General features: G+C 48.0%; 18 protein-coding genes. 8 read left to right on the top strand and 10 right to left on the bottom strand.

From position 1 onward, the window contains the following. Positions 1-45 precede the first annotated feature (45 nt). The 5 genes from sufB to sufC are packed head-to-tail and all read right to left on the bottom strand — an operon-like array spanning position 46 to position 4,924. Positions 46-1,446, bottom strand: coding sequence for a Fe-S cluster assembly protein SufB (sufB, locus tag IV40_RS09335; RefSeq protein WP_057770927.1), 1,401 nt, complete (start codon positions 1,444-1,446; stop codon positions 46-48). Beyond that, positions 1,443-1,883, bottom strand: a complete 441-nt coding sequence (gene sufU / locus IV40_RS09330; protein ID WP_057770925.1) for a Fe-S cluster assembly sulfur transfer protein SufU — start codon at positions 1,881-1,883, stop codon at positions 1,443-1,445. Before sufU ends, sufB begins: the two co-directional genes overlap by 4 nt. Continuing rightward, positions 1,880-3,085 carry an aminotransferase class V-fold PLP-dependent enzyme gene (locus IV40_RS09325; RefSeq protein ID WP_057770922.1) on the bottom strand — a complete coding sequence of 402 codons (1,206 nt, stop codon included), beginning with the start codon at positions 3,083-3,085 and terminating at the stop codon, positions 1,880-1,882. The genes sufU and IV40_RS09325 overlap by 4 nt, the downstream gene beginning before the upstream one ends. Continuing rightward, positions 3,075-4,157 (bottom strand): SufD family Fe-S cluster assembly protein, encoded by a 1,083-nt coding sequence (locus tag IV40_RS09320; RefSeq protein ID WP_057770921.1) that lies wholly within the window; start codon positions 4,155-4,157, stop codon positions 3,075-3,077. The genes IV40_RS09325 and IV40_RS09320 overlap by 11 nt, the downstream gene beginning before the upstream one ends. Continuing rightward, positions 4,154-4,924, bottom strand: coding sequence for a Fe-S cluster assembly ATPase SufC (sufC, locus tag IV40_RS09315; RefSeq protein ID WP_057770933.1), 771 nt, complete (start codon positions 4,922-4,924; stop codon positions 4,154-4,156). The genes IV40_RS09320 and sufC overlap by 4 nt, the downstream gene beginning before the upstream one ends. A 206-nt stretch (positions 4,925-5,130) precedes the next feature. Between sufC and IV40_RS09310 the strand changes: the two genes are divergently transcribed. Further along, positions 5,131-5,697: a GNAT family N-acetyltransferase gene (locus IV40_RS09310; RefSeq protein ID WP_057770919.1), complete on the top strand. Its 567-nt coding sequence runs from the start codon at positions 5,131-5,133 to the stop codon at positions 5,695-5,697. Between the two features lie 104 nt (positions 5,698-5,801). Here the strand turns inward: IV40_RS09310 and IV40_RS09305 are convergent, their stop codons facing one another. Together IV40_RS09305 and IV40_RS09300 are read right to left on the bottom strand one after the other, a co-directional pair. Further along, positions 5,802-6,323 carry an LURP-one-related/scramblase family protein gene (locus IV40_RS09305; RefSeq protein WP_057770917.1) on the bottom strand — a complete coding sequence of 174 codons (522 nt, stop codon included), beginning with the start codon at positions 6,321-6,323 and terminating at the stop codon, positions 5,802-5,804. 20 nt (positions 6,324-6,343) lie between these two features. After that, on the bottom strand, positions 6,344-7,240 hold the full coding sequence (locus IV40_RS09300) for a Cof-type HAD-IIB family hydrolase (protein WP_057770914.1): 897 nt from the start codon (positions 7,238-7,240) through the stop codon (positions 6,344-6,346). Between the two features lie 148 nt (positions 7,241-7,388). Between IV40_RS09300 and IV40_RS09295 the strand changes: the two genes are divergently transcribed. Both IV40_RS09295 and pta read left to right on the top strand, forming a co-directional pair. Next, on the top strand, positions 7,389-8,084 hold the full coding sequence (locus IV40_RS09295) for a uracil-DNA glycosylase (protein ID WP_057770912.1): 696 nt from the start codon (positions 7,389-7,391) through the stop codon (positions 8,082-8,084). Beyond that, the gene (pta, locus tag IV40_RS09290; RefSeq protein WP_057770910.1) at positions 8,085-9,065 is read left to right on the top strand and encodes a phosphate acetyltransferase; all 981 of its coding nucleotides are present in this window, start codon (positions 8,085-8,087) and stop codon (positions 9,063-9,065) included. It abuts the gene before it with no gap. Positions 9,066-9,104: 39 nt separating this feature from the next. Here the strand turns inward: pta and IV40_RS09285 are convergent, their stop codons facing one another. Then, the gene (locus tag IV40_RS09285) at positions 9,105-10,073 is read right to left on the bottom strand and encodes a matrixin family metalloprotease (RefSeq protein ID WP_057770908.1); all 969 of its coding nucleotides are present in this window, start codon (positions 10,071-10,073) and stop codon (positions 9,105-9,107) included. A gap of 94 nt (positions 10,074-10,167) precedes the next feature. Between IV40_RS09285 and tsaE the strand changes: the two genes are divergently transcribed. Together tsaE and IV40_RS09275 are read left to right on the top strand one after the other, a co-directional pair. Beyond that, positions 10,168-10,644, top strand: coding sequence for a tRNA (adenosine(37)-N6)-threonylcarbamoyltransferase complex ATPase subunit type 1 TsaE (gene tsaE, locus IV40_RS09280; protein ID WP_057770907.1), 477 nt, complete (start codon positions 10,168-10,170; stop codon positions 10,642-10,644). Then, positions 10,634-11,158 (top strand): GNAT family N-acetyltransferase, encoded by a 525-nt coding sequence (locus IV40_RS09275; RefSeq protein ID WP_057770904.1) that lies wholly within the window; start codon positions 10,634-10,636, stop codon positions 11,156-11,158. The genes tsaE and IV40_RS09275 overlap by 11 nt, the downstream gene beginning before the upstream one ends. A gap of 42 nt (positions 11,159-11,200) precedes the next feature. On the opposite strand, the gene IV40_RS09270 is transcribed toward IV40_RS09275, so the two are convergent. Further along, complete coding sequence (locus IV40_RS09270; RefSeq protein ID WP_057770902.1) at positions 11,201-11,737, bottom strand: 3'-5' exonuclease; 537 nt, start codon at positions 11,735-11,737, stop codon at positions 11,201-11,203. 38 nt (positions 11,738-11,775) lie between these two features. Then, on the bottom strand, positions 11,776-12,537 hold the full coding sequence (locus tag IV40_RS09265; RefSeq protein WP_057770900.1) for an exodeoxyribonuclease III: 762 nt from the start codon (positions 12,535-12,537) through the stop codon (positions 11,776-11,778). Between the two features lie 58 nt (positions 12,538-12,595). Between IV40_RS09265 and murB the strand changes: the two genes are divergently transcribed. The 3 genes from murB to IV40_RS09250 all read left to right on the top strand — a co-directional run bounded on the left by murB (position 12,596) and on the right by IV40_RS09250 (position 14,694). Further along, positions 12,596-13,525 carry a UDP-N-acetylmuramate dehydrogenase gene (gene murB, locus IV40_RS09260; protein WP_057770898.1) on the top strand — a complete coding sequence of 310 codons (930 nt, stop codon included), beginning with the start codon at positions 12,596-12,598 and terminating at the stop codon, positions 13,523-13,525. 72 nt (positions 13,526-13,597) lie between these two features. Continuing rightward, positions 13,598-14,170 (top strand): DNA-3-methyladenine glycosylase I, encoded by a 573-nt coding sequence (locus IV40_RS09255; RefSeq protein WP_057770896.1) that lies wholly within the window; start codon positions 13,598-13,600, stop codon positions 14,168-14,170. An 80-nt stretch (positions 14,171-14,250) separates the two neighbouring features. Then, on the top strand, positions 14,251-14,694 hold the full coding sequence (locus IV40_RS09250; protein WP_057770894.1) for a nucleoside 2-deoxyribosyltransferase: 444 nt from the start codon (positions 14,251-14,253) through the stop codon (positions 14,692-14,694). The last annotated feature ends 22 nt before the right edge of the window (positions 14,695-14,716 follow it).

The raw sequence follows: 14,716 nt of genomic DNA, 5'->3' as shown, positions 1-14,716 counted from the left end.
TCCAATTTTTGGGGTTCACTTCAGCGTGCTTTTGTTGTTTTCTGATTAACCGATTGAACCTTCCATTTGATATTCAATCAAGCGGTTGAGTTCAACGGCATATTCGAGTGGCAGTTCTTTGGTAAAGGGTTCGAGAAAGCCCATGATGATCAATTGTGTGGCGGCTTGTTCGGTCAGCCCCCGACTCATCAAGTAATAGAGCTGTTCTTCGGATACTTTTGAAACTTTGGCCTCATGTTCCATCGAAACGGTCCCGTTATGGATTTCATTATAGGGAATCGTGTCACTGGTCGACTGGTCATCCATGATGATTGTGTCGCACTCAACATGAGCGTGTGAATAGTCGGCTTTCGGGGTAAAACGGACGAGGCCCCGATAATCGACGGCACCGCCATCTTTGCAGATTGATTTGGAAATGATCGTCGAGCTGGTATTAGGGGCGTTGTGGATCATTCGGGTACCGGTGTCGAGATCGACGTTCTGGCCGGCAAAGGCAATTGAGAGCATGCTGCCATGCGCTCGAGGCCCATCCAAGTAGACACTCGGATATTTCATAGTCACTTTGGAACCTAGATTGCCGTCAATCCATTCCATGGTCGCATCGGCGTCTGCTTGCGCCCGTTTCGTTTCCAGACTATAGACGTTGTTGGACCAATTCTGAATGGTGGTATAACGGCAATAGCCCTTTTGATGAACATAAACTTCGACAACGGCGGCATGGAGGCTGTCTTCTGAATAATTTGGGGCTGTGCAGCCTTCGACGTAATTTACACTGGCGCCGTCTTCGACGATGATCAGGGTATGTTCAAATTGTCCCGACTGACCAGCGTTGATCCGGAAATAACTTTGGATAGGCACCATGCATTTGACGCCTTTAGGGACATAGACAAAAGCACCGCCAGACCAAACGGCCATGTTGAGGGCGGCCATTTTATTGTCACGAGGGGTGACCAGATGACCGAAGTATTCTTTGACGAGCTCAGGGTATTCTTGCAAGGCTGAATCCATATCAGTAAAGATGATACCCAATTTTTCGAACTGGTCTTTCATATTATGATAAACCATTTCGGATTCATACTGGGCAGCAGACCCGGCTAAGTATTTGCGTTCCGCTTCGGGAACCTTCAATCGTTCGAAAGTCGCCTTGATTTGGTCCGGCACATCATCCCAATTACGGGCGACATGATCGGTCGGCCGCTGGAAATAAGTTAATTTGTCAAAATCGATGACACTGAGGTCAGGCCCAAAGTCGGGCATCGGCAGTTTTTCATAAATATGAAAGGCGTTCAGGCGAAAATCGAGCATCCATTGGGGCTCGTTTTTTTCGGCCGAAATCTGGCGGATGGTTTCCTCCGTTAATCCGGTTCCAGTCGTATAAAGGGGTGTGAAGTCGTCTTTTGGCCCCCAATCTTTCTGCTGTGAATCTAAATGATCGAGTGCACTCATTGCTGCGCCTCCTTTTGCGTGATGAGCTGCTCTAAGGCTTTCCAAGCCAGTAAAGCACATTTGATGCGGGTCGGAAACTGATGAATCTCATTGAAGACGGCCGCATCGCCAAGCAAGTCGGTAGCTGTTCCTGTACCAGTTACCAGCTGGTCGAATTGGTCGAGTTTGGCCTGCACCGTTGTCAGCGGCTGGTCGGTCATCTGGTCGCAGAGCATGCTGGCACTAGCTTGGCTGATTGTACAGCCATCGCCGGTAAATGTGATTTGCTTGAGGCGGTCACCATCGTAAGCGACATTTAAGCTGATGGTGTCGCCGCACGTCGGATTGTGGACCGTCAGGGTGGCGTCCGGCGCAGGCAATGTGCCCTGATGACGTGGATAACGGGCGTGGTCGAGCAGCACCTGCCGATACAGTTGATTTAAATTCGATAAACTCATGCAAAAAATCTCCTTGTTGCTTGAATGGCGTGCCCAAAACGGGCGCATTCATCGATTGTGTTATAGAAACCGACACTAGCCCGCACGGTTGCATGAACGCCTAGTGCTTCCGTCAATGGTTCGGCACAATGATGGCCAGCTCGAACGGCGACGCCTTGTTGGTCTAAAGCGGTCGCTACGTCATGGGGATGAATCCCAGTTAAATTGAAACTAAAGACGCCGGTGTGCGCGAACGGATTGTTGGAACCATAAACGGTGACGTCCGGTTGATCAAGGGCTGCTTTTAAGGCTTGGTCCAATTTGTGTTCTTGAGTTTGAATCGCTTCATAGCCAATTTGTGCAAGATAATCGATGGCAGCTCCCAGCCCATAGACACCAGCGATATTCGGAGTGCCGGCTTCAAAGCCCAGCGGCGCCGCTTTAAAGGTAGCTGTTTGTTGGGTTACGTCTTCAATCATTTCACCGCCGAATTGGGTGGGCGCCATTTCCTGAAGCCGTTCTGTTTTACCGTATAAAACACCAACCCCAGTCGGGCCGAACATTTTATGGGCGGAAAAGGCGATAAAGTCAGCGTTCCATGCCTGGACATCGATTGGAAAGTGAGCGACGGCTTGGGCTGCATCGACCACGACAGCGGCGTTGACAGCATGGGCTGCGGCAGCAATCTTGGTAATTGGATTACGCGTTCCTAAGACATTTGAAACGGCCGTGACGGCAACCACTTTGGTTTGATGCGATAAAGCGGCCTGAAAAGCCGACCAATCGAGTTGTCCATCGGCAGTGATTCCAATCACTTTCAAAACGGCATGCTGGCGTTGCGCCAGTTGCTGCCATGGTACGAGGTTGCTATGGTGTTCCATTAAAGTAACGACAATTTCATCGCCGGCATGGACGTTTAAATCACCCCAGCCACGTGCCACTTGGTTTAAGCCGGCAGTGGTGCCGCTAGTAAAGATAATTTCATTGGCCTTGTCCGCATGGATAAAGTCGGCGGTTTGTTGGCGAACGGCTTCATAATGTTCAGTTGCCTGAGCGGCCAAGGTATAGACGCCTCGATGAACGTTTGTATTGACGTTGCGGTAGTAATCTCGAATCGCATTGACAACAGGTTCCGGCGTCAGACTTGTTGCGGCACTATCAAAGTAGATGAACGGCTCGTCGTTCATTGTTTCAGTTAAAATTGGAAAATCGTTACGCTTCATTCGGATCAATTCCTCCTAAACGCTGGCCTAATAAATGATCGACTTGATCGGCGATCGGACCGGCCGGTAAGGATGATAAAACGGGTGCTAAGAAGCTGCGGACTAAAATGTTTTCTGCCGTTTCCTTTGTTAAACCCCGACTCATCAAATAGTACAGCTGTTGCAGGTCAACTTGTCCCACGCTGGCAGCATGTCCGGCCTGGACATCGTTTTCATCGATCAATAAAATCGGATTGGCATTGCCTTGTGCACTGGGGTCCAACAGAAGCAACCGGCTTTCCTGCTGAGCATCGGCACCATGCGCACCATGGTCGATTTTGCCGATTGCATTTAAATTTGTTTCCGCTTGGGCGAATAGTGCACCATGCTGCAAAATCCGGCTCGTCGTATGCGGCGCATGATGGCCGACCGTTGTTTGCAAGCCGATATGTTCATCTTTTTTAGCAAGACTGACGGCTTGAATGTTGGCACTGGCGCCAGTACCGTTTAATTCAGTGTTGAATTCGCCAAGCACGTTGCCGGTCCCAATCTGGGCGATCGACCAGTTTAAGGCGGCGTTGCGATCAAGATTGGCGTTTTGATGGAAATAGGCCCGACTGCCATGGTCAAATAGATTTAATTCAGCAACTTCTAATTGCGCATCGGCACCGACTGCGATTTCGCCGATACTATTGAGACCGATTGCACCGGCTTTCTGGGTGATAATCACGGTCGCACGGCTGTTTTTACCTAAACGGATTGAAAAATGAAAATTGCCATTGCCTGGTGTCGTCGGCTGCCAATCGACAAGTAGTGGTTTGGTCAGCTGGACCTGGTCGGGGACCTCGATTTGTACCGTTTGGGTCAGCTGTTCGAAATGAGCTGCCAGATAGGCGTTTTCAGGGTCAGTCTGACGATGGGCGGTCTCAACATCACTGGAAATGTGATCGGCAACGGCAAAGGTACCGCCGTTTTGCAGCAGTTCATCCTGATTTGCCAGCTGAATTGCCAAGTCGGCTAATGGGGTCCGCAGCGCATGCAGGCCCCATTTCGCTGTTTTCATTTGGGCGTAACGTGGTGTGTGCATTTTCATTCGTCCACCAGCTCAATATCGAGACCAAGTTCATCCCGCAAACAGGCATAACCCGTTTTTTCCAGATGCTTGGCTAAATCGGGGCCGCCGGTTTTGACGATTCGGCCGCCCATCATGACATGGACAACATCCGGTACAATGTAATCCAATAACCGCTGATAGTGGGTAATCATCACAGTTGCAAATTCGGGGCCACGCATGGCATTGACGCCCTTGGCAACGACCTTCAGGGCATCAATATCGAGTCCCGAATCAATTTCATCGAGAAGCGCAAATTTCGGCTTGAGCATCAATAATTGCAGGATTTCATTGCGTTTCTTTTCACCGCCGGAAAAACCGGCATTCAAATAACGATTGGCCGTCTTCTGGGACATGTCGAGTAAATCGAGCGCGTTATTCAGTTCGCTCATGAATTTTGGAATGGCGATCGGCTGTTCCGGATGGCGAGCATTGATGGCAGCTCTCAGAAAATTGGCGGTTGTGATACCGGGAATTTCGGCTGGATATTGCATCGCTAAGAAAAGGCCGGCTCGAGCCCGTTCATCGACTTTTTTAGTCGCTAAATCGACGCCATCGAGTAAAATCTGGCCATCGGTAATGTGATAGTGGGGATTGCCCATAATGGTTTCGGCCAAGGTTGATTTACCCGTTCCGTTTGGACCCATGATTGCATGCATTTCGCCGGTGTTGACGGTTAAGTTGACACCATGCAAAATCGGATGATTATCGGCTTCGACTTTTAAGTTCTTGATCTCAAGTTTTGTCATCATAAAATCCCTTTCGTGTCTTTGAAATATCCTTAGTTTAGCACAAAAAGTGCCAAGAAAAAGGACCATTTGAGCGATAATTTAAACGTTTTCCAATAAAAAACGTTGATTTGGACATTTTAGGGATTAAGGGTCAATTTGCTGGGATTACTTTGACGTTGGAAGCGGTTGTGCGGTACACTAGACACCAATAAGGAGGGATTTCTTTGGAAATTCGAGCAGCAAAAAAAGCAGATGTCGATGAAGTATTGCCATTGATTAAAATCGTGTTTGACGAAATGGAAATGCCTATTTTTGAAAAAATTCCCGATCAGGATCTCTACCATGTTTTGAGCGAGGCCTATGCAACTGAGGATTATCGTTATAGTTACCGCCACACGACGGTTGCCGTTGAAGACGGCCATGTCGTTGGCATTGCAGTTGGTTACCCTGAGGTTGAAGAGGCGACCATCGATGATGCAATTGCGCCATTTTTGCCAGAGATAGGGTTGTCGAAGGACTTGAAGTTCTTTACCGATAAGGAAGCCCGACCAGGTGAATGGTACCTTGATACGTTAGCCGTTGCCGAAAACAAGCAGGGGCATGGAATCGGGACAGCACTCCTCAAGTATTTGCCGGAGCATCTGCGGCAGCAAGGCGAACAAGTCATCAGCCTCAGCGTTGATTTTGAAAATCCGCAGGCCGAAAAATTGTACAAACGAATGGGCTTCGTTGAAGACGGCGAATTGATGATCGGCAATCACCGCTATAAGCATTTAATCGAAAAACTGTAATTTCAAAAAAACTGCGGCCAGTTTAAGGGGTCGCAGTTTTTGGGTGGGATTTATGTGATTTTGGCAAAACAGGCTGTCCGCAGCCTTTTCTTAAAGCCGTACGATTAGGGAATCATCGGCATGCCGACGGGACTGCCCCAAATCGGGCGTCTGTCTTTTTGCTTCGTACGGGCCCAATGATTCAGAACGGCACTGATCAGCAGACATGGGACGATGTCGGAGTCGTGAGTGATTTCAAGTGCCATCCCATTGCCGGTTGGCAGGAGAATTGATTGTGCCGTCATTAAAGTACTTGTATGATGAAGAATCCGGTATTGATTATGGACAAGGTCGCCGACAATCAGCCAGTTGTAGCCGCTAACGAAGGTAAATTCCCGCCACATGCCGAATAATTTTTTCAAGGAGGCAACTTTCTGCTGGTCGATCCAAAGATCATAACGAGGGCTGAAGCCAAGCGACATTTGCTGGATTTCGCCGAGCAGTTCGCCGCTGCTGGCATATAAACTGATTTTATTGTGCCGCAAACCGCGATTTCCGACTAAAAGGTATTGCATCCGTTTGTGGGCGTCATAAATGAACGTCACACCATTCAGGTGACGTTCCGGTTCCCGAATAACAAACTGCATTCCGCCGGCCCCTTTCTCAATTAACGGTGTGTCATTTCATATAATTCAGAAGCATTGAAAGCAATTGCATGGCGAATAGCCTTAGCTACCCCGTTTTCAACGTTAGTTGCCGTTTGATAATTGGCTAATTTTTTGATGACTGGATTGGCATTGCCCATCGCAACACCGATTCCGGCCATCCGAATCATTGATTTATCGTTCAGATTATCGCCGATCGCCATCGCCTGCGACATTTTAATGCCACGCTGCTTGGCATAGGCTTCAAGCGCAAACCCTTTTTGGGCCCGCCGGTCATTGATTTCGATGTTATTAGCGGAGCTGGAAGTGACGACCAGGTCTGGGTCATCAGAAAAAAGCTGCCGTGGTTTGTCTAATGAAGAATAGTCGCCCTTACTGAAAGCGATAATCTTCAAAATCTCACGCTTGGGATTCGCGATGATTTCTTGATAATTGTCGACATAATGAATGTTCATCAACTCCAAACGAGCCGATGCCAGTACGACTGCTAATTTGTATGGAGTACCGGGATTGAGGGTGGCAAGGAGGTCGGCAACAGTTTGGATGCGCTGGGCCTTATTATCAGAAACAACCCCTTCATCGGTCACTAATTCAAAATATAAACCCTCCGCACGCAATGTTTTCGTAATATAGTCGATGGCACGTTTCGAAAGGGGAATGTTGACGGCCAATTTGCCTAATTCATCATAGACTTGTGCCCCGTTCAAAGTAATAAATGCGGGGTGAATATCCTGAGCAGCAAGCAACGGCTTGGCCTCCGCCAGCTGCCGGCCGGTAGCGACGATGAATTCGATTCCGTTTGCTTGTGCTAGTTTAATTGCTTTAGCGTTTTCGTCCGAAACTTCCATTTTATCGTTGAGTAAGGTCCCATCCATATCGGATGCAATAATTGAGATCATGACGTGATTCCTCCTTGTACTTTGGCTTTAGTGTAGCATAAGTTATTGGGGCACGAAAGCGATTTCGAAGGTCCCCGAAGAAGTGACTGGTAACGGAAGCGACAATTGGTTAAAATTAGAGTAGGAACTTTTGATGGGAGAATCGAATATGACGAAAACCTTAATCCATAACGACTGGCAGCAAGTTTTAGGGCCAGAGTTTGAAAAGCCTTATTACCGTCAGCTCCATCAGTTTTTGAAGCACGAATATCAAACTGAAACGATTTATCCGGACATGTATCACATTTTCCAGGCCTTCGAATGGACGCCCTTCGACAAAGTGAAGGTCGTCATCCTTGGTCAGGATCCGTATCATAATCCTAACCAAGGAATCGGCGTCAGTTTTGCCGTTAAACCTGGGGTGCAGATTCCACCGTCCTTGCAGAACATCTACAAAGAACTGCAGGATGATTTGGGAATTGCGCCGGTCCAGCATGGTTATTTGAAGAAGTGGGCCGATCAAGGAGTGCTGCTGCTCAACTCAGTTTTAACTGTGCGGCAGGGGCATGCTTATTCGCATCGTGGCAAGGGCTGGGAACAGTTGACAGATACGGCAATCGCAAAGTTGTCCGATCGTGGGCACGTGGTCTTCATTTTATGGGGCAACGCTGCTAAGAAAAAAGCTGAATTGATTGATACGACCAAAAATGCGATTATCGAATCTTCACATCCGAGTCCGTTGTCGGCTCGATACGGATTCTTTGGGTCACGGCCGTTTTCACGAACGAATGCTTATTTAGAAAAATGGGGCGAGACGCCAATTGATTGGCAATTGCCTGAACATGTTTCAGAGGAGGACGCATAAATGGAATTATTCGCAAGTTTAAAGGAAAAAATCAAAGGGAAGTTTATCCCGATTGTATTCCCAGAAGGCACCGATGAACGGATTCAAGGGGCCGCTATTCGTTTGAATCAGGAAGGTTTAGTCAAGCCGATTCTGCTGGGCGAACCGACTAAAATCAAGCAATTGGCCGCTGATCGCAATTTAGAGCTGGGTGATATTCAGATCATCGATCCGAATAATTATGACCGTTACGAAACGATGGTCGATGAATTTGTGCAACGCCGGCATGGCAAAAATGACCATGACCAAGCCGAAAAGATGCTGCGGGATCCGAACTATTTCGGCACGATGTTCGTTTATCTGAACTGGGCCGACGGGATGGTTTCTGGGGCAACCCATCCGACTGGTGATACAGTGCGGCCAGCATTGCAGATTATCAAGGCAAAGCCAGGCGTCAGCCGCATCAGCGGAGCGATGATTATGCAGCGGCAGTTCGACCACAAACGGTTCTTGTTTGCTGACTGTGCCATCAATATCGATCCTGATGCGCAAACGCTGGCTGAAATTGCGGTTGAATCGGCGCAGACAGCCCAATTATTCGATATCGACCCGAAAGTCGCTTTGCTGAGTTTCTCAACCAAGGGTTCAGCCAAAGGTGATGTGGTCACCAAAGTGCAGGAGGCAACTAAGCTGGCCCAAGCCAAAGCACCGCATATTCCAATCGACGGGGAATTGCAGTTTGATGCGGCATACGTCCCATCGGTGGCTGCTTCGAAAGCGCCTGGCTCCAAAGTGGCCGGCCAAGCCAATGTCTTTATCTTCCCAGAATTGCAATCCGGGAATATCGGCTACAAGATTGCGCAGCGTTTAGGCAATTTTGAAGCAATCGGACCGATTTTGCAAGGTTTGAATAAACCAGTTTCTGATTTATCCCGTGGCTGCAACGAAGAGGATGTTTACAAACTCGCTTTGATTACAGCCGCACAATCCTTGAATCAATAAATGTTAAAAAGCTGACCAATTTGGCCAGCTTTTTTAATATTATTGTGTCGTTTGATAAACATCTGTGGCAGTCGTCGAATAAGCATGCGGAAAGTCGCTTTCCATTTTAGCGGCTCGGATTAGCTGATCGAGTGTTTTTTCAGCTTGTTTAATTTGCTGATCGGTCACGTTGTTGCCCTCCAGCTTCGTTTCATTGGCTTTGTTGGCCGTGATCAGCTTATCGAGCGCCGAGTCGTCCTGTTTTTTGGCACTCGTGATTACGCCGCCGATGACGGAAGCGAGTGCTTCGCGACCATTGTAGGTGGCGTCGCTCAGATTATTCGTCGCACTCGGCAGCAAAGTTTGGCTGGCGATGCGGGTGTAGTTGTCTGCCGTTAGTTTCTTGGCTTGGACCAATTTCAGCCGTTTTAAAGTGGCTGTGAGAGCGGTTCGATCGTAACTTGTCGGTGCCTGCAGCGTGTGGGCAATGGCTTGCGTCGGCGACATCACTTCATTATCACGCTGCGGTGCATGGTCAAGCCCCAATGCGTGGCCGAATTCATGGATGAAGACATTTTCGATATCGTTGGCATCGCCGCCGTCCAGCACGCTGGCATTGAATAATAGCAGATGGTTATTACCGGTCAGCCCAGAAAAGTTGAAATATTTGCCGCTGACGGGTGCTAAGTATACATCGGCACTCTTTTGATTGGTTTGGGTTTGAATAATGGTGTGTCCAGCGAGCTGATTCCACCAATGAGCGGCCGCCTGAATTTCAGTGGTATATTGGGGCAGAGCAGTTGCATTGTAAGTCAGCGTGCCATTTGCACCGATCAGCCACCATTTTTCAAGTGGTTTCCAGCCAGACGGGGTCGTCTGTTCAGAAGCTTTGGTGACTTTCTGAGTAAATTGCTGGTCGAGCTGGAGCGACTGAAGGGAGGCCTGCCAACGGGGGGCAGTGATGTACAATCCGGCGGCGATCAGCCCCCAAATGAACAGCGTCCTAAGAAAATGCATAAAATGACGCATCGTAGGGTCAACCTTTCTAAAATGGATTCTATTTTGTGAAATCAGTATCCTTCTGTATAATAAAGGCAATTGAAAACGAGGGTGAAAAATAACGATGGGATTTACAAAAAAATTAACAAATGATCAAGCAACCATTGCGTTTGGGAAAGAATTAGGGCCGCTGGTTCAGCCAGGGGATGTCATCCTGCTCGATGGCGATCTCGGTGCTGGCAAGACGACCTTTACCAAAGGATTGGCTCAAGGTCTAGGAATCAAACGCCACATCAAAAGTCCGACGTTTACTTTGATTCGTGAATATCAAGAGGGACGCATTCCTTTATATCACATGGATATGTATCGGCTCGAACAAACGGGTGCAGCCGATCTTGGTCTGGAAGAATATTTTGATGGGGACGGTGTTAGTGTCATCGAATGGAGCCAATTTGTAAAGGATTTGCTCCCGGATGATTATTTAATGGTGCATTTGGAGAAGGATCCGGATGATGATAACCGGCGAATGCTGACGATTGAAGGCAAGGGGCCGCACTATCAGAAACTGGCACAAGAGTGGGAGGAAGCCGATGGCAAGTGAACAGCTTGAAATTACAATCCGTGAAGCCGTGCCTGATGATGCGGCGGCCTTATTAAAAGTGTTCGAACAGCTCAATCAGGAAACCAATTTTGTGGTGCTGACGCCCAGCGAGCTAAAGCTGACGCCGGAAACCGAAGCCATGGAATTAGCCGATTTATACGATTCCGATAATAATGCATTGTTCGTTGCCTTAGCAGGTTCCCAAATCATCGGCCTCGTTCGAATGACAGCTGATTTGGATGTGCATACGGGTCATATCGGTGATCTTGGAATTGCCGTTTTAAAGGATTACTGGCATTGCGGAATCGGCACAGCCCTGATGGAAACAATCATGGATTGGGCCGAACATTCACCGTTGGCACGGCTTGAGTTGACTGTGCAGCGCCGCAACAATCGTGCGATTGCTTTGTATGAACGCTTTGGTTTTGAGACCGAAGCATTGATGGAACGCGGTTATTACGATGAAACAGACGGCTATTTGCCGATTTTACTAATGAGTAAATTGATTCACTAACCTCAAACGAGGCCTGACATTTGTCAGGCCTCGTTTTTAGTTTTATTGAATAAATTTGACCATCGGCTTTAAGGCGTTGTCGCCAAAGTGCTGTTCCTCATGGAGCAGAATATTAGCACAGGCAACGCTGTCATCGAGCGCATTATGATGGTGATGCAGGTCAATATCGAGCTGGTCGCAAATCGTATTGAGTTTGTGATTGGGAAACTCAGGATAGAAATGGCGGCTCGTTTTGAGCGTATCGAGTGCTAGATATTTCGGTGCTTCGATGTCGTAGTAGTTCAATGTGCTGCGCAGAACGCTCGTATCGAAACGGGCGTTGTGGGCAACAACGAGTTTATTCGGTTCGAATAAAGTTTGGATATGGGCCCAGACTTCCGGAAATTTCGGTGCATCGGCGACATCGCTGGCATGCAAACCGTGAATCTTGGTATTCCAAGCGCTGAATTCGGTTTCCGGTTTGATCAGTGAATAAAATGTATCGACGATTTGGCTATTGCGCACGACGACGAGCGCCAGCGAACAGGCACTGTAACGTTTCGGGCTGGCCGTTTCAAAGTCCATTGCGGTAAAATTCAACGTATTTCCTCCATTTTAAAAAAGATTGTGGCGTTATTTTAAGCAAACTCGTTTTTGATGTCAAGTTCGATCGGGCAGTGGTCGCTGCCCATGATTTCGGTGTGAATCGCCGCCGCTGTGATTTGCGGCTGCAGACTGCTTGAAGCGATAAAGTAGTCGATTCGCCAGCCGGCATTTGATTTACGGGCAAAATGACGATAATCCCACCAGCTGTAGGTCACCGTTTCGGGATGCAGCGTCCGGAAGGTATCGATGAAGTCGTTTGCTAGCAGGGCTGAAAAATCGGCTCGTTCAGGTTCGGAAAAGCCAGCATCGCCCTGATGGTGTTCAGGGTGTTTGAGGTCGATTTCATGGTGCGCAACGTTGAAGTCGCCGCACATGATGACTGGCTTTTTGGCAGCTAAAGTGCTGACATATTCATTGAAAGCCTGGTCCCATTGTTCTCGAAATGCGATTCGTTTGAGTTTGGTCTGTGAATTAGGCGTGTAGCAGGTGACCACAAAAAAATCGGAATATTCCAACGTGATGATGCGGCCTTCGTGGTCGAGCGCTGGTACCCCGAGGCCATTGGTAACGTGTAAAGGCTGGTGTTTGGTAAAAATGGCGGTGCCAGAATACCCTTTTCGTTCTGCATAGTTATAATATTGATAATAATCAGGCAGATCGAGTTCGAGCTGGTCGGCCTGAAGTTTGGTTTCTTGAATGCAGAACCAGTCGGCATCCAGCTCCTCAAAAACGGCTTGAAAATTTTTGCGGACGATTGCACGCAGTCCGTTGACGTTCCATGAGATGAATTTCATTCTGATTTTCCTTTCGCTTTGTGGTGTGGTCCGAACAAATATTTGCTAGAATAGATTTATGAATTTAATCAAAGGTGACGATAATTTGAAAACAGATGTAAAAGCAGCCTTAAACGGCATTGAAGTGCATACTAATGAACCCTTAAGTCATTATACATTTACGAAAACCGGCGGAAAAGCAGATTTAATCGCTTTTCCGACGGATACCGCTCAAGTGCGCACATTGGTCAACTACGCCCATCAGGAACAGCTGCCTTTGACGGTGCTGGGCAATGCCAGCAACTTGATTGTTCGGGATGGCGGCATTCGTGGACTCGTCCTTATTTTAACGCAGATGAATACCATCACTGTCCATCCAGAACAAAATCAAGTGGTAGCTGCCGCTGGGGCCCGAATTATTGATGCGGCCGAAACGGCCTATCATGCTGCTTTAAGCGGGCTTGAATTTGCGGCTGGCATTCCGGGCAGCATCGGCGGTGCTGTCTTTATGAACGCCGGTGCATACGGCGGCGAGATTAAAGATGTGGTCACCTCAATCACAGTGATGACGCGTGACGGCGAAATCCATACAATCAGTGGCGATGGACTTGATTTCGGTTACCGGCACAGTGTCGTTCAGGAGGATAACGGGGTCGTTTTAGAGGCGACTTTTTCGCTGACACCTGATGATCCAGTTGCGATTCGAGCTCGGATGGATGATTTCAACGGACGGCGGGCCGCTCGTCAACCGTTAGAATATCCGTCTTGCGGCAGTGTCTTCAAACGGCCGAAAGGGCATTACACCGGACAACTGATTCAAGAAGCCGGTTTGCAAGGCCGGATGGTCGGGGGCGCCCAAGTTTCGACAAAACACGCCGGTTTCATCGTCAATGTCGATCATGCTACTGGTAGTGATTACGTCAATTTGATTCATTTGATTCAAAAAACAATCTGGGAGCGATTCCAGATCCACCTCGAATGTGAAGTGCGCATTATTGGGGAGGAGTAGGCTCTTTTCGAACGTTTCCGCAGCTTTCGTATTAAGATGAAGGTAGTGAAATACGAAAGGGAGGTTTTCAAGATGAGTGAAAAGCGCAAGCCGATTCCAGCATTATTAGCTTATTATGATGATCAGTGGGGCAAGCCAATCCATGACGATCAGAAATTGTTTGAATTGTTGAGTTTGGAAATTTTTCATGCCGGCCTGAATTGGACCGTTCTATTGGAAAAAGAAGCCGAATTGACGAAAGATTTTAAGCAGTGGGACATTCAAAAAGTGGCTGATTTGACCGATGGCGAACTCGACCAGATTCTGGCCGATCCGAAAATGATTCGGAATAATGAAAAAGTCCATGCAACCCGCAACAATGCGCAAGCTATTTTAAACTTGGAACAGTCCAATGGCAGCTTCAGTAATTATCTCTGGAGTTTCGTTGACAATAAACCAATCATCAATCATTATCCGAACCGGACTGATGTGCCACGTCAGACACCATTAGCCGACCGGATTTCCGGCGATATGAAGCAGCATGGCTTCTTCTTTGTTGGCGATGTCGTCGTTGAAACCTTCTTGGAAGATGCTGACTTGATTCAGGATGACTTTGCCGATCCGAGTCAAGATTCCGATCAGGATGATAACACGAACAATAAATAATTAAATTTAAAAATTGTTTGTCAATTCACTGCAGATGCGCTAAACTTTAAGCTATTAACAGTAAAGCGAGGATGATGACAGTGAAAAGTATTTATCTAGCGGGGCCTTTTTTCGATACCCGTCAGTTGGAACGATTACGCCGTGTGCAGGCCACGTTGGCTAAGAATCCCACCATTGGCAGCATCTTCGTGCCGATGGATGAATCGGCCGAAATTTCGGAGCCGGAGGGATCTCCAGCGTGGCGGCAAAAAACTTACGCCAGCGATTTGAATGGCATCAACAGTGCAGACTTGATGGTGGCTCTGTATGATTATCAGGCTGGCGAACCCGATTCAGGCACCATGTTCGAGATCGGCTATGCGGCCGCTCATCAGATGCCCGTCGTGGTTTACCATGAAGGTCCCGAAAACGTCAATTTGATGATTGCCGAAGCACTGACGTATTATACTGATACGCTGAAGGACCTTGAATTGCTCGATTTCGACGATTTACCTGCCCGTCCGTATACTGGCAAAGTCATTTAAAAAATAAAAAGAGTTTCGGAAA

It is taken from the genome of Lactobacillus selangorensis (assembly GCF_001437205.1).
GTDB classification, from domain to species: Bacteria; Bacillota; Bacilli; order Lactobacillales; family Lactobacillaceae; genus Paralactobacillus; species Paralactobacillus selangorensis.
This window is presented reverse-complemented; position numbering and strand designations above follow the sequence as displayed.

Coding starts and splice junctions, on each gene's coding strand:
- IV40_RS09295 (WP_057770912.1), top strand. CDS start 7,389: ATGACGAAAACCTTAATCCATAACGACTGGCAGCAAGTTTTAGGGCCA.
- IV40_RS09265 (WP_057770900.1), bottom strand. CDS start 12,537: ATGAAATTCATCTCATGGAACGTCAACGGACTGCGTGCAATCGTCCGC.
- IV40_RS09325 (WP_057770922.1), bottom strand. CDS start 3,085: ATGAAGCGTAACGATTTTCCAATTTTAACTGAAACAATGAACGACGAG.
- sufU (WP_057770925.1), bottom strand. CDS start 1,883: ATGAGTTTATCGAATTTAAATCAACTGTATCGGCAGGTGCTGCTCGAC.
- IV40_RS09285 (WP_057770908.1), bottom strand. CDS start 10,073: ATGCGTCATTTTATGCATTTTCTTAGGACGCTGTTCATTTGGGGGCTG.
- IV40_RS09275 (WP_057770904.1), top strand. CDS start 10,634: ATGGCAAGTGAACAGCTTGAAATTACAATCCGTGAAGCCGTGCCTGAT.
- pta (WP_057770910.1), top strand. CDS start 8,085: ATGGAATTATTCGCAAGTTTAAAGGAAAAAATCAAAGGGAAGTTTATC.
- murB (WP_057770898.1), top strand. CDS start 12,596: ATGAATTTAATCAAAGGTGACGATAATTTGAAAACAGATGTAAAAGCA.
- IV40_RS09300 (WP_057770914.1), bottom strand. CDS start 7,240: ATGATCTCAATTATTGCATCCGATATGGATGGGACCTTACTCAACGAT.
- sufC (WP_057770933.1), bottom strand. CDS start 4,924: ATGACAAAACTTGAGATCAAGAACTTAAAAGTCGAAGCCGATAATCAT.
- tsaE (WP_057770907.1), top strand. CDS start 10,168: ATGGGATTTACAAAAAAATTAACAAATGATCAAGCAACCATTGCGTTT.
- sufB (WP_057770927.1), bottom strand. CDS start 1,446: ATGAGTGCACTCGATCATTTAGATTCACAGCAGAAAGATTGGGGGCCA.
- IV40_RS09305 (WP_057770917.1), bottom strand. CDS start 6,323: ATGCAGTTTGTTATTCGGGAACCGGAACGTCACCTGAATGGTGTGACG.
- IV40_RS09320 (WP_057770921.1), bottom strand. CDS start 4,157: ATGAAAATGCACACACCACGTTACGCCCAAATGAAAACAGCGAAATGG.
- IV40_RS09255 (WP_057770896.1), top strand. CDS start 13,598: ATGAGTGAAAAGCGCAAGCCGATTCCAGCATTATTAGCTTATTATGAT.